The 16,675-nt window shown below is 71.0% G+C and carries 14 protein-coding genes; 10 read left to right on the forward strand and 4 right to left on the reverse strand.

The annotated features are described in order from the left end of the window. The first annotated feature begins 41 nt into the window (after nucleotides 1-41). The 7 genes from ACIRBY_RS24010 to ACIRBY_RS24040 all read left to right on the forward strand — a co-directional run bounded on the left by ACIRBY_RS24010 (nucleotide 42) and on the right by ACIRBY_RS24040 (nucleotide 6,612). Nucleotides 42-626 (forward strand): PaaI family thioesterase, encoded by a 585-nt coding sequence (locus ACIRBY_RS24010; RefSeq protein ID WP_042809538.1) that lies wholly within the window; start codon nucleotides 42-44, stop codon nucleotides 624-626. Beyond that, complete coding sequence (dut, locus tag ACIRBY_RS24015; RefSeq protein ID WP_366451129.1) at nucleotides 626-1,171, forward strand: dUTP diphosphatase; 546 nt, start codon at nucleotides 626-628, stop codon at nucleotides 1,169-1,171. The genes ACIRBY_RS24010 and dut overlap by 1 nt, the downstream gene beginning before the upstream one ends. A 1-nt stretch (nucleotide 1,172) precedes the next feature. Next, nucleotides 1,173-1,940, forward strand: coding sequence for a DUF3710 domain-containing protein (locus ACIRBY_RS24020; RefSeq protein ID WP_403903667.1), 768 nt, complete (start codon nucleotides 1,173-1,175; stop codon nucleotides 1,938-1,940). A gap of 171 nt (nucleotides 1,941-2,111) precedes the next feature. Continuing rightward, complete coding sequence (locus tag ACIRBY_RS24025; RefSeq protein WP_403903669.1) at nucleotides 2,112-4,745, forward strand: ATP-binding protein; 2,634 nt, start codon at nucleotides 2,112-2,114, stop codon at nucleotides 4,743-4,745. Continuing rightward, on the forward strand, nucleotides 4,742-5,428 hold the full coding sequence (locus ACIRBY_RS24030; protein WP_403903672.1) for a response regulator: 687 nt from the start codon (nucleotides 4,742-4,744) through the stop codon (nucleotides 5,426-5,428). Before ACIRBY_RS24025 ends, ACIRBY_RS24030 begins: the two co-directional genes overlap by 4 nt. A gap of 45 nt (nucleotides 5,429-5,473) precedes the next feature. Beyond that, nucleotides 5,474-5,893, forward strand: a complete 420-nt coding sequence (locus tag ACIRBY_RS24035) for an OB-fold nucleic acid binding domain-containing protein (protein ID WP_079430186.1) — start codon at nucleotides 5,474-5,476, stop codon at nucleotides 5,891-5,893. Nucleotides 5,894-5,895: 2 nt separating this feature from the next. Beyond that, nucleotides 5,896-6,612, forward strand: coding sequence for a DUF3159 domain-containing protein (locus ACIRBY_RS24040; protein WP_403903675.1), 717 nt, complete (start codon nucleotides 5,896-5,898; stop codon nucleotides 6,610-6,612). A gap of 57 nt (nucleotides 6,613-6,669) precedes the next feature. Here ACIRBY_RS24040 and ACIRBY_RS24045 read toward each other — a convergent pair whose 3' ends face one another. Then, nucleotides 6,670-7,332 carry a TrkA family potassium uptake protein gene (locus ACIRBY_RS24045; RefSeq protein WP_362063445.1) on the reverse strand — a complete coding sequence of 221 codons (663 nt, stop codon included), beginning with the start codon at nucleotides 7,330-7,332 and terminating at the stop codon, nucleotides 6,670-6,672. Next, the gene (locus ACIRBY_RS24050; protein WP_403903678.1) at nucleotides 7,329-7,997 is read right to left on the reverse strand and encodes a potassium channel family protein; all 669 of its coding nucleotides are present in this window, start codon (nucleotides 7,995-7,997) and stop codon (nucleotides 7,329-7,331) included. The genes ACIRBY_RS24045 and ACIRBY_RS24050 overlap by 4 nt, the downstream gene beginning before the upstream one ends. 210 nt (nucleotides 7,998-8,207) lie before the next feature. Here ACIRBY_RS24050 and ACIRBY_RS24055 point away from each other — a divergent pair, with 210 nt between their 5' ends. From ACIRBY_RS24055 to ACIRBY_RS24065, 3 genes are all read left to right on the forward strand, one after another. Further along, entirely contained in the window at nucleotides 8,208-10,262 is a 2,055-nt protein-coding gene (locus ACIRBY_RS24055; RefSeq protein ID WP_403903681.1) for an APC family permease, read from the forward strand. A 105-nt stretch (nucleotides 10,263-10,367) separates the two neighbouring features. After that, entirely contained in the window at nucleotides 10,368-11,699 is a 1,332-nt protein-coding gene (locus ACIRBY_RS24060) for a class I SAM-dependent RNA methyltransferase (RefSeq protein WP_403903683.1), read from the forward strand. Nucleotides 11,700-12,106: 407 nt separating this feature from the next. After that, nucleotides 12,107-14,230, forward strand: a complete 2,124-nt coding sequence (locus ACIRBY_RS24065) for a DUF2075 domain-containing protein (RefSeq protein ID WP_403903998.1) — start codon at nucleotides 12,107-12,109, stop codon at nucleotides 14,228-14,230. Between the two features lie 56 nt (nucleotides 14,231-14,286). On the opposite strand, the gene ACIRBY_RS24070 is transcribed toward ACIRBY_RS24065, so the two are convergent. After that, entirely contained in the window at nucleotides 14,287-14,415 is a 129-nt protein-coding gene (locus ACIRBY_RS24070; RefSeq protein WP_403903686.1) for a DUF6408 family protein, read from the reverse strand. A gap of 190 nt (nucleotides 14,416-14,605) precedes the next feature. Continuing rightward, nucleotides 14,606-16,477 (reverse strand): DNA/RNA helicase domain-containing protein, encoded by a 1,872-nt coding sequence (locus tag ACIRBY_RS24075; protein WP_403904000.1) that lies wholly within the window; start codon nucleotides 16,475-16,477, stop codon nucleotides 14,606-14,608. Nucleotides 16,478-16,675 lie beyond the last annotated feature (198 nt).

Consider the following 16,675-nt stretch of genomic DNA (forward strand, 5'->3'; position numbering starts at 1 on the left):
GAGGCGACCGGCGGGTAGCCGCGCGGGTAAGGTCTGCGGCTGTGAGTGGACGAAACACAGCGTTGACGCCCCCGGCCGATGCCGTCGCTCCGGTCCGGCATCCCGATGCCCCGGCACCCGGAGAGCTCCTCGGTGCGCACTACGAACACTGTTTCGGGTGCGGCGGGGGCCAGCCCCACGGGCTCCATCTGGAGGCCCGCGCGGGCGAGGGCGTGCGCGTCACCGCCGAGTTCACCGTCCGTCCCGCCCACCAGGGCGCGCCCGGCCTCGCCCACGGCGGGGTGCTGGCCACCGCGCTCGACGAGACGCTGGGCTCCCTGAACTGGCTGCTGCGCGTGATCGCGGTGACCGGCCGGCTGGAGACCGACTTCGTGCGGCCCGTCCCCGTGGACACCGTGCTGCACCTGGAGGCCGAGGTCACGGCCGTCGCGGGCCGGAAGATCTACTCCACCGCGGTGGGCCGGATAGGCGGCCCGGACGGCCCCGTCGCCGTCCGCGCCGACGCGCTCTTCATCGAGGTGAAGGTCGACCACTTCATCGACAACGGTCGGCCCGAGGAGATCCGGGCGGCGATGGCCGACCCGGACCAGGTCAGGCGCGCACGCGCCTTCGAGGTGAACCCCTGATGTCCCAGAAGAACCATGCACCCCGTCACGACGTCGACGTCCTGATCCGCCGGGTCGACCCCGAGGTGCCCCTCCCGGCGTACGGCCACCCCGGTGACGCCGGCTGCGACCTGGTGACCACCGTGGCCGCCGAGCTGGAGCCCGGGGAGCGGGCCGTCCTGCCCACCGGCGTCTCCATCGCCCTGCCCGACGGGTACGCCGCCTTCGTGCACCCGCGCTCGGGCCTGGCCGCCCGCTGCGGGCTCGCGCTCGTGAATGCCCCGGGGACGGTGGATGCCGGGTACCGTGGGGAGATCAAGGTGATCGTGGTCAATCTCGACCCGCGCGAGAGCGTCCGGTTCGAGCGCTTCGACCGCATTGCCCAGCTGGTTGTCCAGCGGGTCGAGAAGGTGCGCTTCCACGAGGTGGCGGAACTTCCCGGCTCGGCCCGGGCCGACGGGGGGTTCGGCTCCACCGGCGGTCATGCGGCCGTGGCCGGATCCGGCGCTGGTCAGCAGGGTGGGAATGGCTACGCTTCGGTCGTAACCGACCGGGAAGGACAGTGACGTGTTCGGACGTCGCAAGAAGAACGAATCCGCCGACGACGGCGGCGCGGCCGAGCAGGTCGACGGCGTGCGCGCCGACGAGGCGGCCGAAGCCGGCGAGCCCCGACGGCTGAACCTGCCGCCGGCCCCGCGGCCCGACGGGCCCTGGGACGTCTCCGAGGTGCCCGGCAACCCGGCCGACGGCCGGGTCGACCTGGGCGGCATCCTCGTCCCCGGTGTCGAGGGCATGGAACTGCGCGTCGAGGTCGCCGGTGACGCCATCGTCGCCGCCACCGTGGTCCTGCGGGACAGCGCCGTCCAGCTCCAGGCCTTCGCCGCCCCCAAGAAGGAGGGCATCTGGGGCGAGGTCCGCGACGAGATCGCCTCCGGCATCACCCAGCAGGGCGGACTCATCGACGAGGTCGACGGACCGCTGGGCTGGGAGCTGCGCGCGCAGGTCCCCGTTCCGCTGCCCGACGGCCAGACCGGCGCCCAGCTGGTGCGCTTCGTCGGCGTCGACGGCCCGCGCTGGTTCCTGCGGGGCGTCATCTCCGGCCAGGGCGCGGTGCGCCCCGAGTCGGCCGGCGTGCTGGAGCAGATCTTCCGGGACACCGTCGTCGTCCGCGGCGACGGCCCGATGGCCCCGCGCGACCCCATCGTCCTGAAGCTGCCGAACGACGCCCAGATGGTGCCGGACGGCGTGCAGACGGCCGAGGAGCAGGAGAGCTCCCGCTTCTCGGGCGGCATGGGCCAGCTGGAGCGCGGCCCGGAGATCACCGAGGTCCGCTGACCCCGGTCCGCCCCGCGCGCGGTCGTCACCGGCCGGCGGGCCCCTCGGGGAGGCGGCCCGCCGCACCGCCCTGCCCGCCGCGGCACGGGGCGGCGTCAGGGATGCGTCAGGGATCTCCGTCCGGCGGCCGATCGGTGCGTGAACAGCGGGAACGTCCCCGAGAATGAGCGCATGGGACGCGGCAGGCTGAGGATCTATCTGGGCGCGGCACCCGGTGTGGGCAAGACGTACGCCATGCTCTCCGAGGGGCACCGGCGCGTGGAGCGGGGCGGCGACTGCGCCGTCGGCTTCGTCGAGCACCACGGGCGCCCGCGCACCGAGGTCATGCTGCACGGCCTCGAACAGGTACCCCGGCGCGAGCTGACCCACCGCGGCGCGTCCTTCACGGAGATGGACGTGGACGCCGTCCTCGCGCGCCGCCCCGCCGTGGCCCTGGTCGACGAGCTCGCGCACACCAACGTCCCCGGCTCGCGCAACGCCAAGCGCTGGCAGGACGTCGAGGAGCTCCTGCGGGCCGGGATCGACGTGGTCACCACCGTCAACATCCAGCACCTGGAGTCCCTCGGCGACGTGGTCGAGACGATCACCGGGGTGCGCCAGCGCGAGACCGTGCCGGACGAGGTGGTCCGCCGGGCCGACCAGGTCGAACTGGTCGACATGTCCCCGCAGGCCCTGCGCCGGCGGATGGCCCACGGCAACATCTACCAGCCCGACAAGGTCGACGCGGCCCTGTCCAACTACTTCCGGCCCGGCAACCTCACCGCGCTGCGCGAGCTGGCCCTGCTGTGGGTCGCCGACCGGGCCGACGAGTACCTCCAGCAGTACCGGGGCGAGCACGGCATCCGCTCCACCTGGCAGGCCCGCGAGCGCATCGTCGTGGGCCTCACCGGCGGGCCCGAGGGGCGCACGCTGATCCGCCGGGCCTCCCGGATGGCCGCCAAGGGCTCCGGCAGCGAGATCCTCGCCGTCTACATCGCCCGCAGCGACGGGCTGACCTCGGCCTCCCCCAAGGAGCTCGCGGTCCAGCGGACCCTGGTCGAGGACCTGGGCGGAACGTTTCACCATGTGATCGGCGACAACGTCCCCGAAGCGCTCCTCGCCTTCGCCCGCGGGGTCAACGCCACCCAGATCGTGCTGGGCTCCAGCCGCCGCAGGTCCTGGCAGTACGTCCTGGGCCCCGGCGTGGGCGCCACCGTGGCCCGCGACTCGGGCCCCGACCTCGACGTGCACATCGTGACGCACGAGGAGGCGGCCAAGGGGCGCGGGCTGCCCGTGGCCCGCTCCGCGGCCCGGCTCGGCCGGCCCAGGATCGTGGCCGGCTGGGTGGTCGGCGTGGTCTTCCCGGTGCTGCTGTGCCTGCTGCTGACCCACATCAGCACGGACCCCGGCCTCGCCAACGACATGCTGCTCTTCCTGGGGCTGACGGTGGCGGCCGCGCTGCTGGGCGGGCTCTGGCCGGCCCTGGCCTCCGCCGCCTTCGGCTCCCTGCTGCTGAACTACTTCTTCGTCGAGCCGCTGCACCGGTTCACGATCTCCGACGCCCGCAACATCATGGCCATCTCGGTCTTCTTCGGGGTCGCCGTCTCGGTGGCCTCGGTGGTCGACCTGGCCGCCCGCCGCACGCACCAGGCCGCCCGGCTGCGGGCGGAGTCCGAGATCCTGTCCACTCTGGCCGGGAGCGTCCTGCGCGGCGAGACCGCCCTGGACGCGCTGCTGGAGCGGGTGCGCGAGACCTTCGCGATGGAGTCGGTGGCCCTGCTGGAGCGGGCCGGCGAGCGGGAGCCGTGGACCCGGGCCGGCAGCGTGGGACCCGACCCGGCGGCCCGGCCCGAGGACGCCGACGTGGACATGCCGATCGCCGACCACATGGCCCTGGCGTTGTCCGGGCGGGTGCTGCCCGCCGAGGACCGCCGGGTGCTCGGGGCCTTCGCCGCCCAGGCCGCCGTGGTGCTGGACCGCCAGCGGCTGGTCGGGGAGGCAGAGGAGGCCCGCCGGCTGGCCGAGGGCAACCGGATCCGCACCGCCCTGCTGGCCGCCGTCAGCCATGACCTGCGCACCCCCCTGGCCTCCATCAAGGCCTCCGTCAGCTCCCTGCGCTCCGACGACGTGGAATGGTCCGAGGAGGACCGGGCCGAGCTGCTGGAGGGCATCGAGGACGGCGCCGACCGGCTCGACCACCTGGTGGGCAACCTGCTCGACATGTCCCGGCTCCAGACCGGCACGGTGACCCCGCTGATCCGGGAGATCGACCTCGACGAGGTGGTCCCGATGGCGCTGGGCGGCGTACCGGAGGACAGCGTGGAGCTGGACGTGCCGGAGACCCTGCCCATGGTGCGGGTCGACCCCGGGCTGCTGGAGCGGACCGTGGCCAACGTGGTGGAGAACGCCGTCAAGTACAGCCCCCGCGGCCGGCGGGTGCTGGTCGCCGCCAGCCACCTCGGCGAACGGGTCGAGGTCCGCGTCGTCGACCGCGGGCCCGGCGTCCCCGACGAGGCCAAGGACCGCATCTTCGCCCCCTTCCAGCGGCACGGCGACGCCCCGCGGGGAGCCGGGGTGGGCCTGGGCCTGGCGGTGGCGCGCGGTTTCGCCGAGGCCATGGGCGGCACCCTCGCCGCCGAGGACACCCCGGGCGGCGGACTGACCATGGTGCTCACCCTCCGCGCCGCGGACCGCGCCCTGCCCGGCGCGACCCCGCCCGGCCCCGACCCCGCAGAACCCCTCCGGCCCGAGCCGGCGGGGGACCTCCCCGAACGACCGCAGCGGACCGGGGACCTCCCCGAACGACAGAAAGCAGGACCCCAATGACCCGGGTGCTCGTGGTGGACGACGAGCCGCAGATCGTCCGAGCCCTCGTGATCAACCTCAAGGCGCGCAGGTACGAGGTCGACGCCGCGGCCGACGGGGCGGGCGCCCTGGAACTCGCGGCCGCCCGCCACCCCGACGTGGTCGTCCTCGACCTGGGCCTCCCCGACATGGACGGGGTCGAGGTGATCAGGGGGCTGCGCGGCTGGACCCGCGTCCCCATCCTGGTCCTCTCCGCCCGGCACAGCTCCGACGAGAAGGTCGAGGCCCTCGACGCGGGCGCCGACGACTACGTCACCAAGCCCTTCGGCATGGACGAGCTGCTGGCCCGGCTGCGCGCGGCCGTCCGCCGTGCCGAGCCGGCCGCCGGCGGCGGCGAGGACGAGGTGGTGGTCGAGACCGAGGGGTTCACGGTGGACCTCGCGGCCAAGAAGGCGGTCCGCGAGGGACGCGACGTACGGCTCACCCCCACCGAGTGGCACCTGCTGGAGGTGCTCGTGCGCAACGGCGGCAGGCTCGTCAGCCAGAAACAGCTCCTCCAGGAGGTCTGGGGGCCCTCGTACGGGACCGAGAGCAACTACCTGCGCGTCTACATGGCGCAGCTGCGCCGGAAGCTGGAGGCGGATCCCTCGCACCCGCGGCACTTCATCACCGAACCGGGCATGGGGTACCGGTTCGAGAAGTAGCGGTGGGGCTTCGAGGGGGAGCCGGGGCGCCGGTAGGCTTCCTGTATGAGTGCTGAACCGCGTCCCGAGAAGCCCGCGAAACCGGCCAGGCCGGCGGGCCGGTTCCGCCGGATGATAGAGCGGCTGTCCACCTCCCAGGAGGAGCTGCATTCGGCGGAGCTGCAGGAGGACGCAGAAGCCGCGGGGTGCACGCGGATCTGCGACTGCCACGACCGCCAGATAGTCAAGGTGACCGGAACCCTGCGTACCGTCACCCTGCGGCCGCGAGCGGGCGTACCCGCGCTGGAGGCGGAGCTCTTCGACGGCTCGGCCGCGCTGGACGTGGTGTGGCTCGGGCGTCGCTCGATCGTGGGAATCGAGCCCGGGCGTCGCATGATCGCCTCCGGACGGATCGCGATGAGCCACGGGCGCCGGGTCCTCTTCAACCCGAAGTACGAACTCCGACCCCTCGGACAGGAGCACTGACGGTGACGTCACTCGACCGACCGACCACGCCAGGGTCCGCGCCCTCCACCCCCGCCGGGGACCAGAAGGAGGTCACGCAGGCGGCCCTCTTCGACGCCTTCGGCGGCATCCGGGGCACCGTGGAGACGATGCTCCCCGGCCTGCTGTTCGTGATGATCTACACGATCAACAAGGACGTGACGATGTCCGCCATCGCGGCGGGCGTGGTCGCGGTGCTGCTGGTCGTCGTGCGCCTGCTGCGCAAGGACACCGTCAAGCACGCCTTCAGCGGGGTCTTCGGCGTGGCCGTGGGCGTGGCCTTCGCCCTGTTCACGGGCAGCGCGAAGGGCTTCTACCTGCCGGGCATGATCTACGGCGTCTGCCTCGGGCTGGCCTTCACGCTCTCGGCGCTGGTGGGCTTCCCGCTGCTGGGCGTGATCCTGGGTCCGGTGTTCAAGGAGAACCTCTCCTGGCGCACCCGCAACCCCGGGCGCAAGAAGGCGTACACCAAGGCCAGCCTGGCCTGGGGCCTGGTCTTCCTGGCGAAGTACGCGATCCTCTTCCCGCTGTACTGGTGGGGCGACGAGACCCAGCTGGGCTGGGTGCTGATCGCGCTCAAGCTCCCGCCGATGGTGCTGGCCGTGTACTTCACCTGGGTCTTCCTGGCGAAGGCGCCGCCGCCGATCGACGTGATCGCCGAGTACGAGGCCGAGGAGGCCGCCCGCGAGAAGCGGGGCTGAGCACGGCGCGCCGAAGGGGCGGGGTGACCCTGGTCACCCCGCCCCTTCGGCTTCGGCTCAGCGCTTGGCCTGGAGGAGGTCCTCCAGCTGGCCCTCGCGGGCCTGGGCGGCCACGAAGAGGAGCTCGTCGCCCGGCTCAAGGGTCTCCTCGCCGTGCGGCGTGAGCACCCGGTTGCCGCGGATGATCGTCACCAGCGAGGTGTCCTCGGGCCAGCTGATCTCGCTGATCTGCGTGCCCGCGACCGAGGAGTCGGCCGGCAGGGTCAGCTCGACCAGGTTGGCGTCGCCGTGGCTGAAGCGCAGCAGGCGCACCAGGTCGCCGACGCTGACGGCCTCCTCGACCAGGGCCGACATCAGGCGCGGCGTGGAGACCGCGACATCGACGCCCCAGGACTCGTTGAAGAGCCACTCGTTCTTCGGGTTGTTCACCCGCGCCACGACCCGGGGGACCCCGTACTCGGTCTTGGCGAGCAGGGAGACGACCAGGTTCACCTTGTCGTCACCGGTGGCGGCGATGACCACGTTGCAGCGCTGCAGCGCCGCCTCGTCGAGCGAGGTGATCTCGCAGGCGTCGGCCAGCAGCCACTCCGCCTGCGGCACCCGCTCCACCGAGATGGCGGTCGGCGCCTTGTCCACGAGGAGCACCTCGTGGCCGTTCTCCAGCAGCTCGCCCGCGATGGAGCGGCCCACGGCCCCGGCTCCGGCGATCGCGACCCTCATGCGTGTGCCTCCTCGGGGCCCTCGGCGAAGGCCGCCTCGACCTTGTCGATCTCGTCCGTGCGCATCATCACGTGGACGAGGTCGCCCTCCTGGAGCACGGTCTGCGACGTCGGCAGCATCGCCTCGCCCAGACGGGTGAGGAACGCGACACGCACGCCCGTCTCGTCCTGGAGCCTGCTGACCTTGTGGCCGACCCAGGCGGGGGAGGTGTGCACCTCCGCGAGCTGGACGCCGCCGCTCGGGTCGCGCCACAGCGGCTCCGCGCCCGACGGCAGCAGCCGGCGCAGCATCTGGTCGGCGGTCCACCGCACGGTCGCGACGGTGGGGATGCCGAGGCGCTGGTAGACCTCGGCGCGCTTGGGGTCGTAGATGCGGGCGGCGACGTTCTCCACACCGAACATCTCGCGGGCCACGCGGGCGGCGATGATGTTGGAATTGTCACCACTGCTGACCGCGGCGAAGGCTCCCGCCTCCTCGATCCCGGCCTCGCGCAGGGTGTCCTGGTCGAAGCCGACCCCGGTGACCCGGCGGCCGCCGAACGAAGCCCCGAGCCTGCGGAATGCGGTGGGGTCCTGGTCGACCACGGCGACCGTATGCCCCTGCTGTTCCAAGGTCTGCGCGAGGGCGGAGCCCACTCTTCCGCAGCCCATAATGACGATGTGCACGGCCGTCCTTCCGGCTGACAGCGGCTCGCTGGTTTCCAGCCTCATTGCATGCTCTGGCTAAACAGGGTCTCAGACCATGGCCCAAGCTACACACGGGCGGTCACCAGTGTGACCATTTGGGGTCCGCCCGGTGCCTCAATGGCGGCCCAATGGTGAGGATCATGGGGCGGGGGTTCGTCAGTCCGATATCGAACGCTTACGATCCTCTGCGTGTCCAAACTGACCGACGTGCCCAAACGGATCCTGATCGGCCGGGCGCTGCGCAGCGACCGCCTCGGGGAAACGCTCCTCCCCAAGCGGATCGCCCTTCCCGTCTTCGCCTCCGACCCGCTCTCGTCCGTGGCATACGCCCCCGGCGAGGTCTTGCTGGTCCTGTCGATCGCGGGTGTGTCGGCGTACCACTTCAGCCCCTGGATCGCGGTCGCGGTCGTCGTGCTGATGTTCACCGTCGTGGCCTCCTACCGGCAGAACGTCCACGCGTACCCCAGCGGCGGCGGCGACTACGAGGTCGCCAACACCAACCTCGGCCCCAAGGCCGGTCTCACCGTCGCGAGCGCCCTGCTCGTCGACTACGTCCTGACCGTCGCCGTGTCCATTTCCTCCGGTGTGGAGAATCTCGGCTCCGCCGTCGATTTCGTCATCGAGCACAAGGTGCTCTCGGCGATCATCATGATTCTGCTCCTCACGCTGATGAACCTGCGCGGAGTGAAGGAATCCGGGAAACTCTTCGCCATCCCGACGTATGTGTTCGTCGGGGCGGTCTTCGTCATGATCGCCTGGGGTGCCTGGCGCGGCCTGGTCGCGGGCGACACCATGACGGCGCCCACCGCCCATCTGGAGATCAAGGCCGAACACCAGGGGCTCGCCGGCTTCGCGCTGGTCTTCCTGCTGCTGCGCGCCTTCTCCTCCGGCTGCGCCGCCCTGACCGGCGTCGAGGCCATCAGCAACGGCGTGCCGGCCTTCCGCAAGCCCAAGAGCAAGAACGCCGCCACCACCCTCGCCCTGATGGGCGGCCTCGCCGTCACCATGTTCTGCGGGATCATCGGCCTGGCCATGGCCACCGACGTCCGCATGGCCGAGTCCCCGGCCACCAACCTGCTGGACAACGGCGTCCCCGTCGGCGAGGACTTCGTCCAGCACCCGGTGATCTCCCAGGTCGCCGAGGCCGTCTTCGGGGCCGGCAGCCTCCCGTTCGTCATCCTGGCGACGGCCACCGCCCTCGTCCTCTTCCTGGCCGCCAACACCGCCTACAACGGCTTCCCGCTGCTCGGCTCGATCCTCGCCCAGGACCGCTACCTGCCGCGCCAGCTGCACACCCGCGGCGACCGCCTCGCCTTCTCCAACGGCATCGTGCTGCTCGCGGGCGCCGCCATGCTGCTGGTGTGGATCTACGACGCCGACTCCACCAAGCTGATCCAGCTCTACATCGTCGGTGTGTTCGTCTCCTTCACGCTCAGCCAGATCGGCATGGTCCGGCACTGGAACCGCCACCTGGCGACCGAGCGCGACCAGGCCACGCGCCGGCGGATGCACCGCTCCCGGGCCATCAACACCTTCGGCGGGATCTTCACCGGGCTCGTGCTGGTCGTCGTCCTGGCGACCAAGTTCACGCACGGCGCCTGGGTCGCCCTGCTGGGCATGCTGATCTTCTACGGCACCATGACCGCCATCCGCAAGCACTACGACCGGGTGGCCAACGAGATCGCCGCGGACGAGGGCCCCACCGACGACAGCGTGCGCCCCTCCCGGGTCCACTCCATCGTCCTGGTCTCCAAGGTCCACAAGCCCACCCTGCGCGCCCTGGCCTTCGCCAAGCTGACCCGCTCGGACACCCTGGAGGCGCTCAGCATCAGCGTCGACGCGGCCGAGACGAAGGCGCTCAAGGACGAGTGGGACCGGCGCGGGATCAACGTCCCGCTGAAGATCCTCGACTCGCCCTACCGCGAGATCACCCGCCCGGTGGTCGAGTACGTCAAGGGGCTGCGCAGCGAGAACCCGCGCGACGCCGTCAGCGTCTACATCCCCGAGTACGTCGTCGGCCGCTGGTACGAGCACCTGCTGCACAACCAGAGCGCGCTGCGGCTCAAGGGCCGGCTGCTCTTCACCCCCGGCGTGATGGTCACCTCGGTGCCCTACCAGCTGGAGTCCTCGGAGCTCGCCCGCCGGCGGGCCCGCAAGCGCCAGGAGTGGAACGCCCCGGGCGCGGTGCGCCGCGGCCCCGTCGACACCCCGCGCCAGCGTCCGAAGGACCCGGCGGCGAAGTAGGCGGCAGCGGTGGCGAACGGCCGGACGAGATCCACGTAAACTGGTGGGTCGGTCGTCCGGCCGTTCGTCGTCTGATCTTTCCCTGATCCTTGGAGTCTCCCCACCATGACCGAGCAGAACGAGAAGCAGTCCTTGGTCGGGGAGGAGTACGAGGTCGAGGTCGGCCCCGTCGCGCACGGCGGCCACTGCATCGCGCGGACCTCCGACGGCCGCGTCCTCTTCGTCCGCCACACCCTGCCGGGCGAGAAGGTCGTCGCCCGCGTGACGGAGGGCGAGACGGACTCCCGCTTCCTGCGCGCCGACGCCGTCACGATCCTGACCGCCTCCAAGGACCGGGTCGAGGCCCCCTGCCCGTTCGCCGGCCCCGGCAAGTGCGGCGGCTGCGACTGGCAGCACGCCAAGCCGGGCGCCCAGCGCCGGCTCAAGGGCGAGGTCGTCGCCGAGCAGCTGAAGCGGCTCACCGGCCTCACCCCGGAGGAGGCCGGCTGGGACGGCACCGTGGCCCCCGCCGAGGGCGACAAGCTGCCGGCCGGCGAGGTCCCGCAGTGGCGCACCCGCGTCCAGTACGCCATCGACGAGGACGGCCGCGTCGGCCTGCGCAAGCACCGCTCGCACGACATCGAGCCGGTCGACCACTGCATGATCGCGGCGCAGGGCGTCACCGAGCTCGGCATCGAGAAGCGCACGTGGCCCGCGATGGCCTCGGTCGAGGCCATCGCCGCCTCCGGCTCCGGCGACCGCCAGGTCGTCCTCACCCCCCGCCCCGGCGGCCGCCTCCCGCTGGTCGAGCTCGACAAGCCGGTCTCCGTCCTGCGCGTGGAGGAGAAGGACGGCGGGGTGCACCGCGTCCACGGCCGCCCCTTCGTCCGCGAGCGCGCCGACGGCCGCACCTACCGCGTCGGCATGGGCGGCTTCTGGCAGGTCCACCCGCAGGCCGCCGACACCCTGATCAAGGCCGTCATGCAGGGCCTGATGCCGCGCAAGGGCGAGATGGCCCTCGACCTCTACTGCGGCGTCGGCATCTTCGCGGGCGCCCTCGCCGAGCGGCTGGGCGAGACCGGGGCCGTCCTCGGCATCGAGTCGGGCAAGCGCGCGGTGGAGGACGCCCGCCACAACCTGGCGGACTTCCCCCGGGTCCGCATCGAACAGGGCAAGGTCGACACCGCCCTCCCGCGCACCGGCATCACCGAGTGCGACCTGATCGTCCTGGACCCCCCGCGCGCGGGAGCCGGCAAGCAGACGGTCCGCCACATCGCGAGCCTCTCGGCCCGCCGCATCGCCTACGTCGCCTGCGACCCGGCGGCCCTGGCCCGCGACCTGGGCTACTTCAAGGACGCGGGCTACCGAGTCCGCACCCTCCGCGTCTTCGACCTCTTCCCGATGACCCACCACGTGGAGTGCGTGGCCATCCTGGAGCCGATCCGCGACGACGCCTGACCTGTCCGGGGCGGGTGTCGTGTGCGGTATCTCCGTGCAGCTGTGACGCCCGCCGGAACGGATTTTTGACGGGGCGTCGCGTGTGGGGGGTGTTCCCGTGCGAGGCCGTGGCCCTCGCCCGGGAACACCCCCTAGGGCGGCCCTGTGCGCCGCGTCCGGGGGTGTCTCCCGGAAGCGGGCGGTCCGAGCACCCCGGCGACCGGCGGGTTCACTGAGCCGACCCTGCGATCTCGCGGTGCGATTCGGCCAGGATGGCCGTGGTTCCGGCCGACTGCCGTGGCGGCGTCGTCCGGCGGTGGACCACTATCTAAGATCGCCGCAACCGATTGCGGCCCGACGGGCTTCCGACCAGGACATGCCCCCACCCGCGCGAGTCACTCGTGCCCTGGGGGAACCACCTCGTGTCCATGCTGCTGCTGAAGCTGTCAGCGCAAGATCTGCTCCATTTGAACACCCGTCGCCGTATGGTGCCCCACCTCGCCGCCCGGTGGCGGCATTTCCGGGGGGCCGACGCTTCGCTTTCGGAGCGGTCCGCCTGGGCGGAGAGCCTGGTCAGCCTTGCCAACGACCTGGTCGCCGCCGGGCGTGGGAACGTGGAGATGATCGTCGAGTGTGCCGCGACGGTCGACGAGAGCGAGCGTCCCGGTGATCCCCGGCTCATCGACGTCGTGCTGGTGGGACGGCATCCCGAGGGAAGCGGGCCGTCCGTCCAACTGGTCGAGTTGAAACGCTGGTCGATGGTGACCAGGGTGGAGCGGGCCACCGAGAAACTGGTGCACGTGCCGGGCATGGGGGAGAAGAAGCACCCGGCCCTGCAGTTGCGCGAGTACTACCAGGCGTTCACGAGCGAGCGCGGCCCGTTCGGGAGGGTCGGCTTCGCGTGCGGCGGTTTCGCCTACCTGCACAACGCGACGGACGACTCGGTGCGCCCCCTCATCGACGTGGATGCCCCGACGGGTGCCTACGCACGCGTGTACACGGGTGATCGGCGTGATCAGTTGTTGTCCGACCTCCGGAAGAACTTCGCGGAGGACGGCGCGGCGTCCGAGGCGGAGAGGATGCTGCAGCTCATGGGCCTGCGCAACACGCCCCTCCTCGATGCGATGATCCGGTCCCGCGGGGAGGACACCGTCTTCACCCTGCGAGGGGACCAGAAGACGGTCGCCGATCAAGTCCTGGAGACCGCCGCCAAGGTGCTCCCCGACCCCGAACGTCCTGCACTCGTCCCCGACGAGCGCCGAGTGATCTTCCTGGTCACGGGTGGAGCCGGCACGGGGAAGAGCGCGATCGGCCTCCAGATCAAGGCGGAACTGGAAGCCCAGGGCAGGACGGTCAAGTACGCCAGCGGCAGCAGGGCCTTCAACGGAGCGCTCCAGCAGCACGTCGGCTACGGAGACCGGGAGTTCAGGGAGTCCTTCACCTACTTCAGCAACTTCGTCACCCCACCGGACCCGCCGCTGGACGTGCTGATCTGCGACGAGGCGCACCGTCTCCGAGACCGCTCCACCAACCGCTTCTGGAAGCCGGAGGACTGGGGCACGGGCCCGCAGGTGGACGAGCTCCTCGCGGCCTCGCGCCTCACCGTCTTCTTCCTGGACGAGGGCCAGTCGGTCCGGCCGAACGAGGTCGGGACCGTCGCCCTCATCGAGGACGCGGCCAGGAGGCACGACGCCCGCCTGGTACCGAGCAGCCTCCGGGAGCAGTTCCGCTGCGGCGGCAGCGACGCCTACATCCGCTGGGTGCAAGCGGTGCTCGGCGTGTCCGGGGAGCCCGTCGAGCAGTGGAGGCCGGACGGCCTGATGCACATCGAGGTGGCGGACACACCGGAGGAGCTCGAACGGATCATCCGCACCGAAGCGCTCGCAGGCGCTTCCGCGCGCATGGTCGCCGGCTACTGCTGGCCCTGGACGAAGCCGCTCGGGAAGGAACGGCGACTGGAGCCCGACGTCCGTATCGGCGACTGGCACCGGCCGTGGAACGCGGACAGCGACAGCTACTGCGAGGACGGCCGGGTGCCACCGGCGAAGACCTGGTCCGTCGAAGCGAACGGCCTCGGCCAGATAGGCTGCGTGTACACGGCACAGGGCCTCGAGTGGGACTGGTGCGGGGTGATCATCGGCGAGGACATGGTGCGCCGCGGCGACGAGTGGGTCTTCCGCCGGGGCAAGGAGCGCAAGGAGGAGGGCTCGGGGATCAAGAGGGTCGACATGCCCGGCTCCTTCGACCCGAAGGTGAAGCCCGGCAGCGTCGATGACGAGGAATTCGCCCGTCTCGTCCGTCACGCCTACCACGTACTGATGACCAGGGCCAGCCGTGCGACGGTGCTCTACTCCACGGACGCGGAAACACGGGCGTACCTGAAGGAACTCGTCGGAGAGGTGGAGATCCACGGCCTGCGCCCCACCTGGGCGAACCTGCCCGCGGAGGCCCGCACTCCTCATCTGCCCCGGCCCCGCAGGGGAGCGGGCGGCCGAGGGAAGCGGAAGCGGAAGTCCAACGAGGTGAAGGGGCGGGACATGAGGCTGTTCTGACGGAGAACGCCGAGGATATGGGGTGGCGGGCTCACCGGGCCCGCCACCCGCCTGCGTCAGAAGAGCAGGCGCGCCACCGTCGCCAGTGCCGCCACCAGAAGGTTGGAGACGACACCCGCAGCGATGTCGATCAGGATCTCGCGGATCCGCTCACGACGCGCAGACTTGTACTCGACCGAGGTCATGGCCACTCCAGAGCAGTGAGATACGGAATGGCAGGGGACGCCCTACCGGGTATCCACGCTCACGTCGAGTGTCACCACACAACGGGCACAACCACTCCTCACCCGACGCCCGTTGGGGTCGGCACACGAAGCACCGCCTCGTACCCTCCGGGAAGGTGCGCAGCACGTCGATGGTAACCCGCGCGCGGGATCAGTGGGTTGTGGGAACGAGGGAGCGGAGCTTCTCTCGGGTCTCGGGGTCCGTCGAGTACACGATCGTGCCGATCAGGCCCCGGGTCAGGAGCACCTTGTAGGTGTTGCGTACCAGGCGGTCGATGTCGTCGTCCGGAGTCGTCCTGGTGAAGGAGGGATCCTTGGAAGCCGAGCGGTCGACGATCCATCGGTCGGTCCGCCACACGAGGTCCGGGCCCATGAGCACGCCTGACCAGTCGTACTCGAAGCCCTGCGCGGTGTAGACGCACCCGACCTGCCCGAAGCCGGCCGGATCGGTGGCCCACAGCGGGGCGGGCGGCGCGCCGAGGAGGGACCGGTCCCCGTACAGGTTCCACGGCCGTGCCCAGTCGCCGATGGTGACGTCCGTCGGCAGCGCGGTCATGGCAGGCGTGATCTTCGTCGTCCACTTCCAGCAGTAGCCCGCGGACATGCGAGCCCCGTAGCCCTGGGCGCGCCGTGCGACGAGGAAGTCCTCGAGCTCCTGTGGGCTGTCCGCCATCAGCAGCTCCACCTTGCCGTCCGGCTCCCAGGCGGTGGGGCCGTCGCCGTCCAGACCCAGCAGGCCCGTCACCCAGCGCAGGTACGCGTCGCTGCCGCCGCACCGGAACTGGCTGTCCAGCTCCACCACCGTGCATTCCAGACCCTGCTCGGCCGCGGCGTCCCGGATCTCCTGCACCGTTCCCATCTCCCCCGGACGCACGACCTGGTGCTGGTCCAGCAGGAACACGGGAACCCGCGCGGCGTCCATCAGTTCCGCCACCTGCGGTCGACCCGTGCGCAGAGAGGCCTTGGTGTACCGGTTGGCGGAGGTCTTCCGCAGCCGGTGCGCCTCGTCGCAGACGAGCACGTCCAGATCGTTGGGTTCGGCCTCCATGAAGCTGTTGAAATAGCGGAAGAGCCGTTGGACCTCGGGCTTGCGGGCGCCCGCGACCCTGCGCATGGTCTTCGTGAACGACTGCGACCCGGTGGCGTGCAGAGCGGGTACGCCGCGCCGGTACAGATCGCCCAGCAGGGAGAGGGCGATCACGCTCTTGCCTGAGCCTGGTCCGCCGGCCACCACGATCACCTGCTTGCGGTTGGCCCGCCGTGCCTTCACCACGGCCGACATCACCGTCTCGTATGCAAGCCGCTGCTCGTCCAGCAGCACGAACTGCTCCCGGTCACGAACCTCGTCGGCTGCGACGGCCATCAACTGCTTGGAGGGCCGAACCTTCCCCTGCAGCAGGACATCGGCCGCATCGGCACCCGGCTTCGGTGCCAGTCTCGAACGGAGGTAGGTCAGGAAGGCCCCGCGCTGCTCGCCGGTGAACATGCGGCCGCGTTCGTCCTCCGGCACGGAGCGCAGCCCGGCGACCCCGAACTCGGTGGCGTTGTGCAGGTATGCCACGCCGGCGATCGACTCGGGGCGCTGTTCCAGAGCGCCGTTGAAGGACACCAGGTAGTCGCAGTAGCCACGCACTTGCTCGATCGGATTGAGAACCGGGGCGGGGTACGCGTCCACGCGACACCGCAGCGGATCGTCCTCCTCGGGGAAGGCGTTGCTCCACTGCTTCAGTTCCACGACGACGTACGATGGTTCTCCGCTCGAGGGGTGCAGTCCGGCGAGTATCACGTCAGCCCGCTTGCTGGTCAGCGGCAGCCCGTACTCCAGCAGCATCTCGACGTCACCGAGTCCGGCCTCGACGAGGGCGTTGGTGAGCGCGGGGATGCTGCGTTCCCAAGAGCGCACTTCCGACGGCTGGGGCTGGTGGCGGTGCTTGTGCAGGAAGTTCTCGGTCAGGAGCTCTGCCAACCGTCCTTCGAGATGGGTGCGGTTGGCCAGAGATGCCGCGGACTCACGGAACAGCAAGAAAATGCCCCCAGGCAGCACGAAGTAGCTCGTGCGGGTGGGGGCGTGTCCTTCGAGTTCCACGAAGTGGAGCGGAAGCCCGGCGGGCCGCTGAGATGATGACGTCATTCTAGAACAGAACGTGGATTACCAGCCTGGTCGGTGCTACGTCGCCACCGGTCCCGGGGCAGTTCGCGGGTGCCCTCCGTGTCGGGGACC

This window comes from Streptomyces sp. NPDC096136 (genome assembly GCF_044763325.1).
In the GTDB taxonomy this organism is placed as follows: domain Bacteria; phylum Actinomycetota; class Actinomycetes; order Streptomycetales; family Streptomycetaceae; genus Streptomyces.